We start from the raw sequence: 16572 nt of genomic DNA, 5'->3' as shown, positions 1-16572 counted from the left end.
GCGGCCACCGCGCTATATTTGTAGTGTCGAGCCACGCTCGACTGCCTTTCGCGCAGTGCCAGATCAGTCGAGCATGGCTCGACTCTACAGAACGCTTCCCCATCGAGGCATTGCCATGGAATTCAGGGTACTACCCGCCGATGCACCGGAACGGCAGCAGTTGGCCCGGTGGTACCACGCCGAATGGGGCCGCGACGCTGGCCTGTCGCTGGAACAGGAACTTCAGCGGCTGAACCCGCCACAGGATGCCGAAGGCTTTCCGCACCTGATCGCTGCCTTCGATGACGGTCAGGTGGTCGGTGCGGTGCAGCTCAAGCGCCGGGAGATGCAGGCCTTCCCGCAGTACGAGCACTGGCTGGGCAGCGTGTTCGTGGCCGATAGTCATCGCGGGCGTGGGCTGGCTGGCGGCCTGGTCGAGCAGGCAGCGGCGCAGGCGGTGCGGATGGGTGTGTCCGACCTGTATCTGCAGACCGAGGCCCTGGATGGTGGGCTGTACGCGCGGCTGGGCTGGAAGCCGCTGCAGGAAGCCGACAACCGCAGCTATCGCGTGCTGGTGATGGTGCGCAGGCTGGCCGCATGAACACGCTCGCACCGCGCCATTCCCGCTCTGCGCTGATCTTCCTGATCGCGGCCATCGTCGTCGCGCTGGTGTCCATGCCCGTGCTGCGCGCGATAGGCATGGTGCTGTGGCCGGTGTTCGCCATTGCCTGGCTGATCAACCTGGGCGCGGCCTGGCATCTGGCGCAGTGGGCACGTCAGCAGGGCCGTGCAGCGTGGGTATACGGATTGCCGGCAGCGCTCGGTACCGTCGCCTCGATCGTGGTCTATGTGCTGCTGGCGTTGCTGGGACCGAAAGCCCCGGTGCACTGAATCTTCGCGGCTGTCGTGGACAATGTGCCGAGCATGGCTCGGCACTACAGTAAGGCCAAGCCAAACAGCAAGGCCGAGCCAAGCCCGCAGGTGTTGCGTGGAGCGCCGACGGACAGGCCGGCGCCCCGTTGCCTCACATCGTCACCTTGCGCCGGTTGTCATCGCTCACCCGGTCGATCAGCTTGTTGTACGGGTCGAAGCCCGCTTCATCCGGCTTTTCATCCACGGTTACCGTGATCTTCGGCGCGGCGCTGGTGATGTGGTGGCGCTGCAGGTACAGCGCCTTCTGGTCGCGCTCCTTGCCCGACGGCCCGTTGGCGAACACGCCGATCTCGACCCAGTCATCCATCGTGCCGTCGCTCTCCTTGCCCTTGCCGTCGGCGTACTGCTTGGCGGCGTGCAGGTCCAGGGTCACCTCGTAGCGGCCGTCATCACGCTTGCGGGCGCTGGCGGCCATCACCCGGTTGTCGTAGAAGCTGATTTTCTCGAACAGGTCGGTGACCAACTGCTGGCGGTCGGCCGGGGTCTCCGCCCGGATGTAGTCCAGCAGTTCGCGTGAGGTGGTGTACGGCGGTTGCTGATAGCCCTTGTCCTGCAGGAAGCGCTTCAACGCGCGGTTCAGCGCCTGCTCGCCGATTTCCTCGCGCAGCCGGTAGAACACCAGCGAACCCTTCTGGTAGTGGATGTACTGCTGGTTCTCCACGCGCTCCAGCGGCTGCTCCTCGATGGCCTCGCCACCGCGTCCAGACAGGTAGCCATCCAGCTCGCGCTTGAGGAACTGGCGCATGTGCTGGCGGCCGTACTCCTGCTCCATCACCATCAGCGCAGAGTACTGCGACAACGATTCGGACAGCACCGTCGCGCCCTGCACGTTGGCACCGATCACCTGGTGCGCCCACCACTGGTGCGCGATCTCGTGCGCGGTCACGTAGAACACGTAGTCCACCTTGTCCGGATCGCGCAGGTCGGCGATGAAGCCGATGGCCTCGGAGTAGGGGATGGTGTTGGCGAACGACTGCGCGAAACGCGCATAGCCCGGGAACTCGATGATGCGTACCTGGCGGTGCTGGTAAGGCGTGAAGTTGGCTTCATAGTAGGCCAGCGACTTCTGCACCGCTTCGATCATCCGGTCCACGTTGTAGCCGTGCGCCGGGTCGAAGTAGACCTCCACAGGGATGTCCTTGTACTTCGCCCTGCGCACCTCCCAGCGTGCCGACAGGTAGGCGTAGAAGTTCAGCATCGGCCGGTCCATGGCGTAGCTGAAGCAGCGGCGGCCATTCACCGTGGTCTCCTTCTGCAGGTAGCCCGGCGCCAACGCCACCTGGTCCGGTGCGGTGCAGACCGTGGTGCGGAAATCGAGCCAGTCGGCGTCGTTGGAAATGTAGGTGTTGGCGCGCGCGGCTTCGTCTTCCAGCTTGGGCATGCGCCGCGGCTCGCCGAGGCCGCGCTTGCGGCGTTCGTTGCGGTCGCTGATCTCGGCACCCTCGTTGTAGCCGAAGGAGGGCAGCACGCGGCTGTTGAAGAAGGTGCCGTTGTCGACGATGTTGCTTGGTGCCTGGCCGGCGGTGATGCCGTTGGGTTTCTGCACCACCCGGAAGTGGACGTTGCGGCTTTCACCCGGTTGCAGTGGCGTGGCCAGGCGGTAGATGCGGTAGCCAAGGTCGGCGTCGTGCATCGACAAGGTCTGCCCACCCAGGTCAACCGCGACCAGCTGCTTGTCGTCGCCCATCGAGACATGCACGTCCTGGATCGGCACGGCATGCGTGTTGCGCACCGTCCAGTTCGCATCGATCACCATCGACTGCGATTCGGGGAACAGGTCCACGCGGTTGTCCACCGCCACGATGCGAGGCTGCGGCAGAGTGCGGTACTTCGACAGTTCACGCTCGTAGCGCGCCTTCAGGTCCAGCTGTTGGTCGGGCGAGATGAACTCGTTGCGGATGTTGGTGCTCCAGTACAGCCAGCCGCCCACGCCGATGAAGGCCAAGGCCGCTACGCCAGCGAAGACGCCGGTCGGACCGCGCAGGCGGCGGCCGGCCAGGGCCAGGCGCTGGCGCAGCCCTTGGCTGACGCCGCGCACCCAGAATGCCGACGCCAGGCACATCAACGTCAGCAGGAACAACGCCCAGTAGCCCTGGAACGCCAGCTGACCGGTCAGGAAGTGGCCGTAGCCGTTCATGTCCGAATAGGGCGCGTTGGGCCAGCTGCCGAAGTTGTACAGGTTCTGCGTGTAGTCGAGCAGGCCGAGCACACCCTGGCCGATCATCACCACGATCAGCAGCGCGTAGCCGACGAACTTGTTGTTGGTGAGTACCTGCAGCACAAGCGCCAGGCCGCCCATCAGGATGTAGACCACTGAATCCAGCGCCAGGCTGCGCAGGTACAGCAGCGGCTCAAGATGCGTGTAGCCCTTGGCCAGCTGCACGCCCATCGCCGCCATCGCACCGGCGGTCTGGAAGCAGACGATCACCGCCAGCAGCGCGGTGAACTTGGCCAGCAGCGGTACCCAGTTCGGCACCGGCATGGCGTCCGTCACTTCGTTGATGCGCGCGCTGCGTTCCTTCCAGACCAGCTCGCCGGCGAAGAACAGCACGATGATCACCAGCAGCCAGCTGAAGGCGCCCTGCAGGCCCATGATCATCTGCGAGGTGACCGGCCAGATCGAGGTGCCGTACAGCGTCTGCCGGAACAGCGCGCTGGGCAGGAAGTTGGCCAGGCCCAGTACCAGCAGCACGATGAACGGCACGCTGCGCAGAACGCCGCGTGTATCGAAGCGGACCTGGCGCAGGAACTGCTGCCACGCCGTGGTGGCAGTGAACGCCGGCACCACGCGCGGCAGCTGTGCGCGGGTGGGGCGGACTGCCACCGCATCAGCAACCGGAAGCACCTGCCTGCGGCCCCAGCGGCGGCGGCCACTGCCGCTGCGCTCGGTACGGAACAGCGCGAAGGTGGCGGCGAACAGCACCGCCGCTACGCCGAGCCACAGGGTGCGGTTGGCCAGCAGATAGCCGGCCAGCTCAGGAATTCCACTGTTGCGCTCAGCGGTGGACCAGTAGCGGATCGTGCGGCTGAGTGCGCGCATGCCCAGCGGCTCGCTCAGCACTGCGATCCACGTGTTGTCGATGTCGCGCAGCAGGGCTGCACTGACGCCATACAGCACGAGGTAGGCCACCAGGCCGATGTAGACCCACAGGATCGAACGGGTCAGCGCCGCCAGCAGTGACAGCAGTGCCGTGGTGAACAACAGATTGGGAATGACGATGACCGCGAACGTCCAGGCATAGCCCTGCCAGCTGATCGGGCCCATGCGTTCGGGGTCGACCCACGGCATGAACGGCGCCAGCCACAGGCCGAACGCAATCACGACGTAGACCAGCACGCCGGCCGCCAGGGCGGCGGCGATGCGTCCGGCCAGGTAGTCGCGGCGCTTCACCGGGCTGGCGAAGATCAGTTCGGCGGTGCCGAGCTCGAAGTCACGCAGCAGCGCATTGCTGACAAACAGCGCAGTGACCAGCATGCCGAGCAGGGTGAAGATGCCCAGCATCTGCGCGATCACGGTGGGCGCGTTGCCGTGCACGTTGCCGCTGCCGCCACCGATCTGCACGGCGTCGCTGGAGGCGGCGGCGAAGGCGAGCAGGGCGAACAGCCCGGCCAGCAGCCACAGCAGCGGGGAACGCAGCTGCTCGCGCAGCTCGAATCGGAAGAAGTCGAGGATCATGGCGTGCTCCGCTCAGGCTGCCGCGCGGGCACGGGCCTGCAGGCGCAGGCGCTGGAAGTACACGTCTTCGAGGTCGGGCGCCACGGCCGCAAAGCCGTCACCGGGGTCGTTGGCGCTGTGCACGTGGATCACCGGGCGGCCACCGACCAGGCGGGTCGACAGCACCACGTAGCGCGCTTCGTGGTCGGCCAGTTCCGAAGGATCGACCTGCTTGCGCCAGACCTGGTGCTGCAGGGCGTCGATGGCCTCGGCAGGGCGGCCGGTCAGCAGTACCTGGCCCTTGTTCATGATTGCCATCGTCGGGCACAGGTCGGTCACGTCCTCGACGATATGGGTGGACAGGATCACTGCCACGTTCTCGCCGATCGCCGCCAGCAGGTTGAGGAAACGGTTGCGCTCTTCCGGGTCGAGGCCGGCGGTGGGTTCATCGACGATCACCAGCCGCGGGTCCCCCAGCAGCGCCTGGGCGATGCCGAAGCGCTGGCGCATGCCGCCGGAGTACGTGCCCAGCTTGCGCTTGCGCGCGTCCCACAGATTCACCTGCTGCAGCAGCCCATCGACCACCTCGCGGCGCTGGGCGCGCTGGGTCAGGCCCTTGAGCACCGCGAAATGTTCCAGCAGGTCCAGCGCGCTGACTTTCGGGTACACGCCGAAATCCTGCGGCAGGTAGCCCAGCCGGCGGCGCACCGCGTCCTTGTCGCGCAGCACGTCGATCGACGCTTCGCCCGGAATGCTGAGCGTGGCCGTGCCGCTGTCGGCTTCCTGCAGGGTGGACAGCGTGCGCATCAGCGACGACTTGCCGGCGCCGTTCGGGCCGAGCAGGCCGAACATGCCGCGCGGGATGTCCAGGGTGACGTTGTTGAGGGCATGCACGCCGTTGGCGTACGTCTTGGACAGCGAATCGATCTTCAGCATGCGACGTACACCTTTCCATGGGCGATGTCTGCGCGTTATCCGCGCATCAGCGTCCGTGCGCATCCGCCGTTGGTCATGGGGGGAGAATCCGGCCGTCGTGCGTTGGCAGGGGCGCCGGCCCTGCGGTGCCTACCCGCGCAGCGACGATTCCCGCACCACCAGCTTCACCGGGATGCTCTGGCTCTCCACCGGCTGCCGGCCGATCAGTGCCAGCAGGCGCTCCACCAGCAGCTGGCCGGCCTGCTTGGTGTCCTGCTGCACCGTTGTCAGCGCCGGGGACACAGAGGCTGCCAGTGGAATGTCGTCGAACCCGGTCACCGCGACGTCCTGTGGCACCTGCAGGCCGGCCTCGCGCAGGGCCCGCATCGCGCCGATGGCGATCAGGTCGCTGGCCGCGCAGATGGCGTCGATCGGCGCGTTGCGAGCCAGCAGGGCCTGGCAGGCTTCCTGGCCCGACGCCTCGGTAGTGATCGCATCGTGCTGCAGCGCCGGCTCCGCAGCCAGGCCGTGTTCCTGCAGGGCCGCGACATGGCCGCGGTAGCGCTCCTGGAACTCGGGGTAGTGGCTGGAGGCATGACCGAGGAAGGCAATGCGGCGGCAGCCCTGCTGCAGCAGGTGGGTGGTGATGTCGTGCCCGCCCTGGAAGTTGTCACTGCCGATCGACACGCCGGGCTGGCCGGGCAGGGCGGCGCCCCAGCGCACGAAGTGCGTGCCCTGTTCGACCAGCCGCTGCAGGCGGTCGCGCGATTCGTGGTAGTCGCCGTAGCCGAGCAGGATGATGCCATCGGCCTTGTTGCTGTCCTCGTAATCGGCCTGCCAGTCGGTGGACAGCTGCTGGAACGAGACCAGCAGGTCCTGCCCGTGCAGCGCGCAGGCGCGGGTGATCGAGCCCAGCATCGAATGGAAGAATGGGTTGATCAGCGAGTCGTCGTTGGTCGGGTCCTCGAAGAACAGCAGGGCCAGCGTGCCGGCATTGCGCAGGCGCAGGCTGGAGGCGTTCTTGTCGACCTTGTAGTTCAGCTCGCGGGCGATGCGCAGGATGCGCTCACGGGTCTCGGCGTTGACCATCGGGCTGCCCCGCAGGGCCCGCGACACGGTCGGCTGGGAGACCCCGGCCAGGTGGGCGATGTCCAGGGAGGTGGCTTTGCCTTTGATGGTCATGGGCACGCGGGAGGGGGCAGGGTGGAAGGTGCCTGGGCATGATGCCATGCGGTGGCTGCTGGCCGTCCTGGCCGTCACTGCTTGTGGCCACGGTCGCGGTCGTGCGACGGTCAACACCATAGCCTGATGGAGCCAAGCGGTGACCTTTCGCCTGTACCCGGGTGTCCCCGACGATTTCGAGGCGCGGATCCGCATCCTTGCGCCAGAGGAGGGTGGGCGTCGCAGCCCGGCCCGGAACGGTATCCGCTGGGACTTCGCCTACGCCGATGACGCCGGGACACCCGAGCTGTTCATGATCTGGCCCGACTTCCGGCACGCTGAGGGCGACAGCTGGGCGACCGAGCTGCCGCTGCCGGTGGGAGAGTCCCTGTTGGCCGGCCTGACCGTGGTCAATGAGGTGCTGAGGGCGGGGCTGCACCGGGAGCGTATCCGGCCGGGCGTGCGCTTCCACTGCCATGAAGGGCCCAAGGTGGTGGCGGTGGGGGAGGTTACGCGGGTCACCGGCCTGCTGCTGGATCGCCCCCTGCTTCGTTGAGGCCGGTTCCGACCCGTATCGGCCGGATTCCCGACGGGCCGGGGGCGAAGGGAATGGTAAGATGCCTCGTTCCGATATCCCCCATTCGCAACCGTGGGAGGTCCAGCGTATCGGCACCCCGTCGGGTGTGCTATCACTGGTCCAGCCCCGGACAACGGAAGAATCCATCTATGGCGCGCGGCATCAACAAAGTCATCCTGGTCGGCAACCTCGGCAACGACCCGGACGTGAAGTACACCCAGAGCGGCATGGCGATCACCCGCATCAGCCTGGCCACCACCAGCGTCCGCAAGGACAAGGATGGCAACCAGCAGGAACGTACCGAATGGCACCGCGTGGTGTTCTTCGGCAAGCTCGGCGAGATCGCCGGCGAGTACCTGCGCAAGGGCAGCTCGGTCTACGTCGAAGGCAGCCTGCGCTACGACAAGTACACCGGCCAAGACGGCGTGGAGAAGTACTCCACCGACATCGTTGCCGATGAAATGCAGATGCTGGGCGGCCGTGGTGAAGGCGGCGGTGGCGGCAACTACGGCGGCGATCGCCCGCAGCGCCAGCAGGCGCCGCGCCAGGAGTACGGCGGCGGTGGCGGTGGCCAGCGCGGCGGCCAGGGCGGTGGCTATGGCAACCAGGGCGGCAACCAGGGCGGCGGTTACGGCAACCAGGGGGGCAACCAGCGCCCGCAGCCGCAGCAGGCGCCGCCGATGGACGACTTCGCTGACGACGATATTCCGTTCTAAGACATACGTAAGTAAAAACAGTTGAAATAAACTAAGGAGGAGCCCTGTCTATGGGGCTCCTCTTTTTTATGCTCTAGAAGTGGCAACAAAAGCGCGTAACGACCCACTGAGTTCCTGCTTTGGTGTTGCTTCCCGCGAAGAAGACACTGATGAGTGAAGTGATTGGAAGGTAGATCAAGCGTTGGACGGACTGGCGCAATCCGGCGCTGGGCCTTGAGGCGCATTGTTTGCACAACGGCTGAGTGTTCTGCCACAGTGACTACACACGAGCTGCGCGCAGCGATGCCCTGAAGTAAGAGCGCATCACCTCGCATTGCCCACAGCAGAACGGGATGGCTGAACCGTTGATACCGTCGCTGAAAGGGCAGTGCGTGCAGGCGGCACCTGTTAGAGAGCCCCGTACTTGCCTTGTGCGTGATTGCTGGATGGATCGTCTTCCACTGCCTGCAGCGCCCACGTCAGGCGCTGTAGGTAATGAGCCCGGATGCGATCTATTCCCCTACACTAATCGCAGGACCTGAGCACAAACTGGTTGGACCTTAGATATGCTCCGGCGGATTTGGTAGCTCGAATCCGGCGACTTGGCTGTCAGATTGAGGCCACTCAAGCATGGTCCTAACCTGAACTACTTCCGAGGTACCGTAGCGCGCCAATTGGGCAGGCAAGTTTTCGAGCAAATATTGATGCACGCGACGCAGAATTTGTGCATCAAACGTAAGCACCCCCAACGGGATAGGGAACCCACGGTCCTCCGTTACGGGTGCGTGTACGACCACCGCGGCAACCTTCCCCGGAATCAGTAAAATCTCAAGCGAACCTGGAATCGCTCCTGTATTTGGCCTGCTGTACAGTGGTAGTGAAGTCTTTGTCAGCCGCCATTGAGGCTTTCCTTCTTCGATCAATATGGCGGTGCGCTCATGTTTTCGGCCGGTTCCATCGACTTCCACGTCTTCTTTGGAAAGAACTTCCAATAGATCAGTTAGCGACCGCGCCGAACCCCAGGTGGCTTGCTTTGGGACAACCCAGAGGAAGGATTCAATTTCGCTCGCAGCGTGACCTTTGGAGTACCCAATAGCAGCCCTAATTCTTTCGATGTTCTCGGTCTGGTAAATCGCCCCCACCATGCCCACGGTCGGCCTGTCGCTGCGCAACTCGCCAGCCCGGCCTGCCAGTTCCTTGAAGTAGCGAAGCGAGGAAAATCCGGAACGATTTGAATAGTCCTTGAGATAGTCGGGAGCAATCCTTGTTAGGATCTCAAGAGCGTTGCTGTCTTCTGGAGTTTTGTGTGTCCGAAGACTCTCTAGATACTCTGCCACACCATGTACGACGCGATCTCGATCGGCCAATTCATGTCCGGTTCTCCACCCTTCGAGAAAAGCTTCAGGCTCCCCAGGGCGGCGTAGGGATGCCATCGCCACGAATGGAACCAGTGCAGAAAATCGATCGCCAGCAACCACATCATCTACGGAGTAAAGGGAACGCTTTAGCTGATCTGCTGCATCCCTGTCTCTACGGCTGGAAATTTCTCCGAAGAATCGGCGAAAAGACTCGGGAACATGCTTGGATGCATTGGCCACAAGGCTAGGGTCTCGAATCGCAAGCTCAGGCAAAGCCCTCTCGAACTCAGACTGAGATTCGCGCTCACAGGGGGCGAGTGCAAGTAAATCAAAACCTACTCTCTCCGACTTCTTGAGTACGTCGTAAATCTGCGGCTTTTCGCTCTCTTTAAACAGTCCTAGGCCAGCATCTGTCAACCAAATGCGTCCCTCTGACCGAGAGATGTAGGCTCTAGTCTCAGCATCTCGAACTACATAGGCCATTTCGTCGCTATCGAAGCCGAAGAACGTCGCTGCCGTCTCCTCTGGCATGCCGTCAGCTGAGTGGAGGAGTCGAAGAAGAAACTCGGTTGTGAGAGAGACGTCGCCAACCTCCGCTACCTTGTGTTGCACAAGAAACTGCCTAGCTGGTAGCTGTAGGTCAAAAATTCCTACCGGAACTCTGACATCTGCTGGCTCAGTATCTTCGCCGCCAGCTCTGTTGCGGAGCGAAAGAACGCGTCGAGATCCGCTCATGCATCACCTTCCTTTCGTGTGTCGTTGCCAGCGGCTCTAGAATTCGTCTTCTGCGATGACTTTGGCGCGGTCAAGAGCTCTGCTGCATCAAGAAGCTTCGCGTCCCCCCCCTTGACCTCTTCGTCAAAGCCTGCAGATACGACGCCGAGAGGTGATCCTTCTCGCCAAGCAGCTTTAGCGCCGACGATGACGAGTCGATCCATAGCTCTGCTCAGGGCCACATTAATTCGATTCTTTTTGGCCATGAATCCGGGCTTGATCGTTGGCGCCCCGCGATCCTTTACTCCATCTGCGTTGTTTCGCACAAGAGAAACCAAAACTATCAAATTTTCCTTCCCCTGATAGCTGTCAATTGTGTCTACTTTGACAGTGCGACGGAAGGCTTCAGGCAGGCTCTCCAATTGCAGCTTCTTCCGAACCAGCTCTAGTTGGGCAGCATACGCGCATATCACACCGATTGCCTGTAGCTCCGACGGCTGCGTATTGATCCAATTCAAGAACGGCTCGTGCTCCGACCATCGCTTCAGAAGCGAAACGATCAGATCTGCCTCAGCCGCATTCTGTAAACTGCCGCGCTTGCTACCGCCCCTCTGGTGGGCGCTTTCTCCCATCGCGTCAGTGCACACCCATACGAGCGGAAGAGCCAGCTCAGCCGGAAGAGCATCAAGGGGAATCTTCGATTGCATCCGCTCGTGCTGGAGGGCTCGGTCGTAGAAGGCGTTGGAGACAAGCCTGCCGATAGGAGGAAGCATTCGATACTGCTTTCTAAGTGTATGCCCTGCTCGCTTGCCGTACGGGGACTCGAATGCACGCTCAAAGTCGCTCTTGACGATCTCGGACGAGCCTACGCTCAACTCCCGCGCAACTGCATCTACAACGTCTGGATTATGCTGAGGCTGGAGCTGCGCGTGGTCTCCCACAAGTACAATCCATTTTCCTGACTGTATTGGAACAGCAAGTTCGCTCGGTGTGCAGCGAGCTGCTTCATCGACCACGACTAGGTCAAACGCAGTCTTGGTCAGCCCCAATGAAGAGCGGCCCAATCCGACGCAGGTCCCAGATACAACTTGCCGGGTGCCGGCCAGGAAAGTCTCATAGCTTCGCTGCCAAGTAGAGACTGTTCCGACGATGTCCCTTCCAAGTTCAGCCACGTGCCTAAGTCGCTCGACTTTGTGTGCATGAGAGCTTGGAAGGGTTGAGAAGAACAGTGACGTCACAACTTCAGAAATTTCAGAAGGGCTTGTTTCCGTAAGGTTGCAATCGATATTTCGATCGAGAAGGCACTGCTGCACGGTATCCTTAAGGGAATTTATTCTCAAGGCGTCACCATTCGAATCAGCTAGTTCGGAAATTCGCTCCAGAATAGGTCGAATTGTGTCCTCAAAGAAGAGTATCGAATCGGAATCTGTCTGGCTTAGGCCAAGAAATGACGCAACCGCGCCAATTCGCCGTTCCCTTGTGGCAATAAATTCGTCTTTGTAGGAACGTTCGACCGCTGCTGCGTGATACACCCGCAAAGGCTCGGAGACTTGGCCTTCAGCGCCAACTCTAATCATGCTCAGTGCGTCTCGATCCTTTCCGAAGAGGTTAAGAACCGCTTCTGCAGCATTGTTAACCGCCTCGTGTGACTGGCTTGCGACAAGCACGTTCTTTGCCAAGCCGTGAGTTAGGGCGTAGTGCACGAGCGCGCCGATGAATCGCGTTTTTCCGGTTCCTGGCGGGCCCTGCAGCAGGCCGAGTGGGCGATGTGCAACAATTCCCCTAAATGCACTCACCTGTGTGGAGTTTAGTTTATATCGCTCAATCAGTAGTTTTTCGTCTATCTCAATCGGAGTGTCATTCGGTAGCTTTCCCGTAGCTGGGTAGAAGGCATCTGCCAGTTGTGGAGCGACAGCGTTTTTCGAAAGAATCCGAGTTGTGGCTTCCTCGCGGCGCTGCCAGCTAGTGTTTTCCATGCGGCTTTGGAACCGGAGGCGGTCGCCGTCTCTAACGATAGGACCTCGAGAGCCATCGACGTAGCCGTGAATCGCCAAGGCATCCGGGGACGTCTTTTGGACGTCAACGGTGCCAATTTTTCTCCACCCACCCTTGCTGTCGAGTCGCTCAACTGCGACGACGTCTTTTCGGTCAAAATCAAGATCGCCTATCGAGAGTTGGATAGGGACTACATGAAGACCGACTTGCGTGCGATAGGTGCTGTCGCCTAGCGCAAGAACCTCGGATTTTAGTTCTCCCTCGATATGAATGGATCGCTCCCACAGAAGCGGTACATCGACGCGATCCTCTCTGTCAGTATCCTCAGCCTGTTCGCGTTCAACAAGCTCGTCTTCCTTTGCCTCTATACTTGCGACTTGTGACAGCTCCGACTCGCCTTCATCTACCTTCGGGTCGGGAACTGCCAGTGCGACTGCTACCTCAGGTAACTGTAGAATCGCAGTAATTGCCTCAAATTGCGGAGGCCCACCCTCAACGACTATGTTTGCTTTAAGAGAGCAGATCCTTTGGCGACTCAGTCGAGATGCCTGGGCCTGCTCCAGCTGGTTACGGAATACCTTTACTGGGGCTCCATTTAGGCCAAGCTCAACTGAAAGCTCTTCGACTGCTCCGATAATTCGTAGCCGCTTTTCGTTCTTTACAATAAAAAACTGTCCTTCGTCGGAGAGCATCGGACCCGGTTCGGTACGTGGAATTGAAATTACGAAAGTGGGAGCGGGACTGTCAGTTGGCGATCTCAGAGAGAGCTCGAGAGCTTCACGGAGGGGCAGCAGTGTCCCGTTGGCGGGTGGGCCAATGCGGCACTCATTGATAGCAGTTTCGATTCGAACAGCAGCGTCGGGGTGAATGCCCGCTTTGGCGATAAGTTCCTCGGTAATCTTCGTGACCGCGTATCGATCCCGCTCAAATCGCCCGCCTGAGGCGGGTGAATAGGCGCGAGATACACGAGAGCCGTCCTGACCGGACGAATAATCGACAACGTCAATGAGGACCGGCACCAAGCCGCCTTCTTGCTCGGTGACGACAATGTTGTCCGGCTTGATGTCGCCATGAGCAATCGTTCGTCCATGCAGATTCTCGACGACGTCCACAAGCTTGATACTTAGGTCGATAACGTTCGTGGCTTCGTGCTCGGCGTTCTCTAGCGTAGTTTCCGATAAGGTTGTTCCTGGCACGTACTCTTGAATCACGACGATGGAGTCGCCAGTCCAGTGAACGTTCAGAAGTCGCGCACAACCCTGCGGGGGGGCCTCAACCAACTGCTGCGCATGCTCTAAGAACGCCAAGATTCGAGTGCGCTCGCTCTGAATATTTCCGAGTGCCGACGAGTGCCACATCTTAACCAGTCGTGGACCTTCTTCGGTGTCCGCCCGCCAGATGGTTGCTCGCTCGTCATCCCTGACCTCCTCGGTTTCAGGATAGGCCTTGAAGACATCTCTTTGCGATCTTAAAGTCCGGAATCGCTCCAGTCCTTCGATGACAGATCTATCATTCGTAGTCGCAATGAACGCCGCGTTGAACTCAGCCAGCATCTCTCCCGCGTCGGAAAATCTACGGGACTGATCTATGTCGAGACATTTCTCGAACCAAGGATGTAAGTTCGGGAACTCAACGTTGACGTCAAGTTCATCACTCCATTCAGGTGGCTCGCCCCGTGGAGGCTGTCCAAACAGAAGTGTGTGGACTACACATCCTAGAAGGAAGCAATCTTTTCGGAGAGAATCAACGCTTCCACCCAGAATGTCTTCCGGTGCTTTTGTTGTCGAAAGGAACTGAAAACGCGACTCGCCGAGGGTCTGGACCTCGGGCAGGGAGGCGGCCATCAGATGGGAAAGCTTAACTGTACTAGGGGGCTCTACCCAGACGCTGTGCATTCCCAAGTCTAGGTGTGCAGCGTTCAGTGCATGCATCGGAGTGACGGACGAGAGTACCTGTCGAGCCAGAATTATGCGTTCGCCTGGAGTTGCGTTGGATAGTTCCCCTTGGAGTTCGCTCACGCGTTTCATGCGCCTTCGGCGCTCGAAGACTTCCCAGTACGAGACGCCTCGCTCGGGATCTTCAGTCTTTGGTTTGAATACTGACTCCCCACACTGAGGACTTCGGTCATCAAGCCAAGCGATGACCTTTCTTTCGCGTCCGGCGATCTCTGACCGACCAGCTTCTGTCTGGAATCTGATGTCTGCTTTCGTGAAGTCCCAGCGCCGCAAAAGTCCGAACGAATTGTCAATGCCGGACTCTTCTACGTCGAATTCCGCGTAGACCTCGTCGTGATGCTTAAAGGTCGGCGCGTCTCTTCGTGCTACGAAACCGCCATAGTTTCTCTTCCCCAGTTGGAAGATCCCGTTGCCCACATTGAAGAAACGCCGAAAGCGCTGTAGCCATGTCTCGCTCGTGAAGTCTTCAAAGTATACCCGTCCGAAAGCTTTGACCCGATCATCCTTGTTTCTAATTATTTTAATGAAGTCGTCGATGTAAAATACGGATGCCGATTCGCTTTCTGCGATTTGGGAGCGATCCTTCGTGCTGGTCAGTACGATGGCCGAATTAATCATTGGTGTCGGGAGTGTCTCCGTTAGACCTTCCTTCTTTGCCTGCTCCGCCAGTGACTTCTTCAGGATGGGATAGAGTTCCCGGGTGATCTCCGCGATCTTCCCTACTGGAGATCTGCCGTTGTTGCGCTTTCCATTAAACCAGTCCCCGTCGTTGCTGATGATCGGACCTTTCCAGTCCTTGAGATCGACGAGAATTATTCGGTCCTCAACAATTAGGACTACGTCAATTTCCCGAATGCCCTTGCTGGGTAGCGAGATGTCAAGATTGGTAAATATGTGCCAATCATCTGGAAGGGCCTTAAATTTGTCTAGCCCAGGCACCTCGCGAACGTGAATTCCGCGCCCATTGTTAACAATTTTCATTCGTCATCCCCTGTTTCTGTTCCATCAGTCCACGCTCTGGAGCGCAAAAGGCGATTTGAAAGTCCCCTGCCCAGATCATCGTCCATACCGATCGTCTGGCGGGTCGGGAGGGGCGGGAGGACTTCTCCCATTGATCATACGCGAGGTGTTACTTCTGGACAGCGCCTGCAACAGCTGCAATCAGATAGCTTTCGTACATGCCTCAGCGTCCGGTGCGTCTGGAAGCGCGTAGGCTGTGAGGCGCTTGTTGCTCTACAGTGCAGCGGCCGAGGTGCCTGCGGCTCGACTTCGTCCTGGTGCCCCAACGCATGCCCGCTGGAGTCATTCGGAAGTTGGCAAGATGTGCTGCGAAGAGACGCCGGTATCTATTGGTCCCTGCGGCTATTTTTCTGCAAGTACCGTCAAGCCCGTGAATCAAAGTAACAGATCGATGCCAAGATAATTTCCGAGGTTTCGAATCGTTACGGCGCAGTCTGGAGTCTTTTGTCGCAAATCTATGCGCTCATCACCGTTCTGACGCATGACTGACGACATCTGCAGATGTCAATCCAGAAGGTGCCCACCTTCGTGGGGACTCTATTGCTCGTGCCTCTGGCCAAGAGAGTTGTGCCCCGCAGCATCAGTTTTCGTGCACCGCGACTTGCAAACAGACAATTTCCTCCCCTATGGTGCAATCGATTGCATTGATGTGAATCGTTGCGTTTGATACCGGTTGGGAGGCCGGCAGGTGGATGTCCATCCATTCGATCAGACCGGCTCCGGCGACGGGCCTCACGCGGCGCGATGCGTTGCGCATGGCGGTTGCTGGAGGCGTAGCTCTGGGTACTGCGGGAGCGTTGCCTGCATTCGCCGCCACCGCAGCGCTCAAGGGCAACCTGAAGCACTCCGTGGCCCGTTGGACCTTCCCGCAACTGTCGGTCGCCCAGCTCTGCGCGACGGTGAAGGACATTGGTTTTGCCGCGATCGACCTGGTCGGTCCGGAGGACTGGCCGACGCTGAAAGTCCATGGCGTGTACAGCTCGATGTGCAACGGCGCAGAGCTGGGCCTGACCAAGGGCTTTGCCGGCCGCGAATTCCACGACCAGCTGGTGGAGCGCTACACGCAGCACATCGACCTGGTGGCTGACGCCGGCTACCGCAACCTGATCTGCTTCTCCGGTAATCGCAACGGCATGGACCCCGCCGAAGGGATGGCCAATGCCGAGGCCGGCCTCAAGCGCATCCTCGGGCATGCCGAGAAGCGCGGCGTCGTACTGGTGATGGAGCTGCTGAACTCCAAGGTCGACCATCGCGACTACCTGTGCGACCACTCCGCATGGGGTGTGGAGCTGTGCCAGCGGCTCGGCTCGGACAACTTCGGTCTGCTCTACGACATCTACCACATGCAGATCATGGAGGGCGACATCATCGCCACCATCGGCAAGCATCACGCCTGCTTCAAGCATTACCACACCGCAGGCGTGCCTGGCCGGAACGAGATTGGAGACCAGCAGGAGCTCCACTATCCGGCCATCTGTCGCGCGATCCGCGACACCGGTTTCAAGGGGTATCTGGCGCAGGAGTTCACGCCTGCAGCGCCCGATCCCGTTGCCTCATTGCGCGAGGCGATCCGCCTCTGCGACGTCTGAAACGATATCCACCCAGGTGAGAAACC

General features: G+C 60.5%; 10 protein-coding genes. 5 read left to right on the top strand and 5 right to left on the bottom strand.

The genetic code is table 11. The features are described 5' to 3' along the window. The first annotated feature begins 115 nt into the window (after window positions 1-115). Window positions 116-580: a GNAT family N-acetyltransferase gene (locus VPH47_RS15815; RefSeq protein WP_180854121.1), complete on the top strand. Its 465-nt coding sequence runs from the start codon at window positions 116-118 to the stop codon at window positions 578-580. Further along, window positions 577-870 (top strand): hypothetical protein, encoded by a 294-nt coding sequence (locus tag VPH47_RS15810; RefSeq protein ID WP_368851224.1) that lies wholly within the window; start codon window positions 577-579, stop codon window positions 868-870. The genes VPH47_RS15815 and VPH47_RS15810 overlap by 4 nt, the downstream gene beginning before the upstream one ends. Before the next feature lie 133 nt (window positions 871-1003). Here VPH47_RS15810 and VPH47_RS15805 read toward each other — a convergent pair whose 3' ends face one another. The 3 genes from VPH47_RS15805 to VPH47_RS15795 form a co-directional block, all read right to left on the bottom strand. Next, entirely contained in the window at window positions 1004-4588 is a 3585-nt protein-coding gene (locus VPH47_RS15805; protein WP_368851223.1) for an ABC transporter permease/M1 family aminopeptidase, read from the bottom strand. A 12-nt stretch (window positions 4589-4600) separates the two neighbouring features. Next, window positions 4601-5503, bottom strand: a complete 903-nt coding sequence (locus VPH47_RS15800) for an ABC transporter ATP-binding protein (protein WP_110711511.1) — start codon at window positions 5501-5503, stop codon at window positions 4601-4603. Between the two features lie 129 nt (window positions 5504-5632). After that, complete coding sequence (locus VPH47_RS15795) at window positions 5633-6664, bottom strand: LacI family DNA-binding transcriptional regulator (RefSeq protein ID WP_153856432.1); 1032 nt, start codon at window positions 6662-6664, stop codon at window positions 5633-5635. Window positions 6665-6803: 139 nt separating this feature from the next. Between VPH47_RS15795 and VPH47_RS15790 the strand changes: the two genes are divergently transcribed. After that, complete coding sequence (locus VPH47_RS15790) at window positions 6804-7199, top strand: hypothetical protein (RefSeq protein ID WP_110711515.1); 396 nt, start codon at window positions 6804-6806, stop codon at window positions 7197-7199. A gap of 170 nt (window positions 7200-7369) precedes the next feature. Further along, complete coding sequence (locus VPH47_RS15785; RefSeq protein ID WP_057502651.1) at window positions 7370-7936, top strand: single-stranded DNA-binding protein; 567 nt, start codon at window positions 7370-7372, stop codon at window positions 7934-7936. 539 nt (window positions 7937-8475) lie between these two features. Here the strand turns inward: VPH47_RS15785 and VPH47_RS15780 are convergent. Both VPH47_RS15780 and VPH47_RS15775 read right to left on the bottom strand, forming a co-directional pair. After that, complete coding sequence (locus VPH47_RS15780; RefSeq protein WP_368851222.1) at window positions 8476-10008, bottom strand: hypothetical protein; 1533 nt, start codon at window positions 10006-10008, stop codon at window positions 8476-8478. Next, window positions 10005-14918 (bottom strand): AAA domain-containing protein, encoded by a 4914-nt coding sequence (locus tag VPH47_RS15775; protein WP_368851221.1) that lies wholly within the window; start codon window positions 14916-14918, stop codon window positions 10005-10007. Before VPH47_RS15775 ends, VPH47_RS15780 begins: the two co-directional genes overlap by 4 nt. Window positions 14919-15649: 731 nt before the next feature. Here VPH47_RS15775 and VPH47_RS15770 point away from each other — a divergent pair. Further along, a complete protein-coding gene (locus VPH47_RS15770) occupies window positions 15650-16546 on the top strand; it encodes a hydroxypyruvate isomerase family protein (RefSeq protein WP_368851220.1) in 897 nt (298 codons plus the stop codon). Window positions 16547-16572: the final 26 nt, after the last annotated feature.

The sequence above is a fragment of the Stenotrophomonas sp. WED208 genome (assembly GCF_040984485.1).
Lineage (GTDB): Bacteria > Pseudomonadota > Gammaproteobacteria > Xanthomonadales > Xanthomonadaceae > Stenotrophomonas > Stenotrophomonas riyadhensis.
The sequence above is the reverse complement of the archived record's forward strand: the minus strand, read 5'-3'. Positions and strand labels throughout refer to the sequence as shown.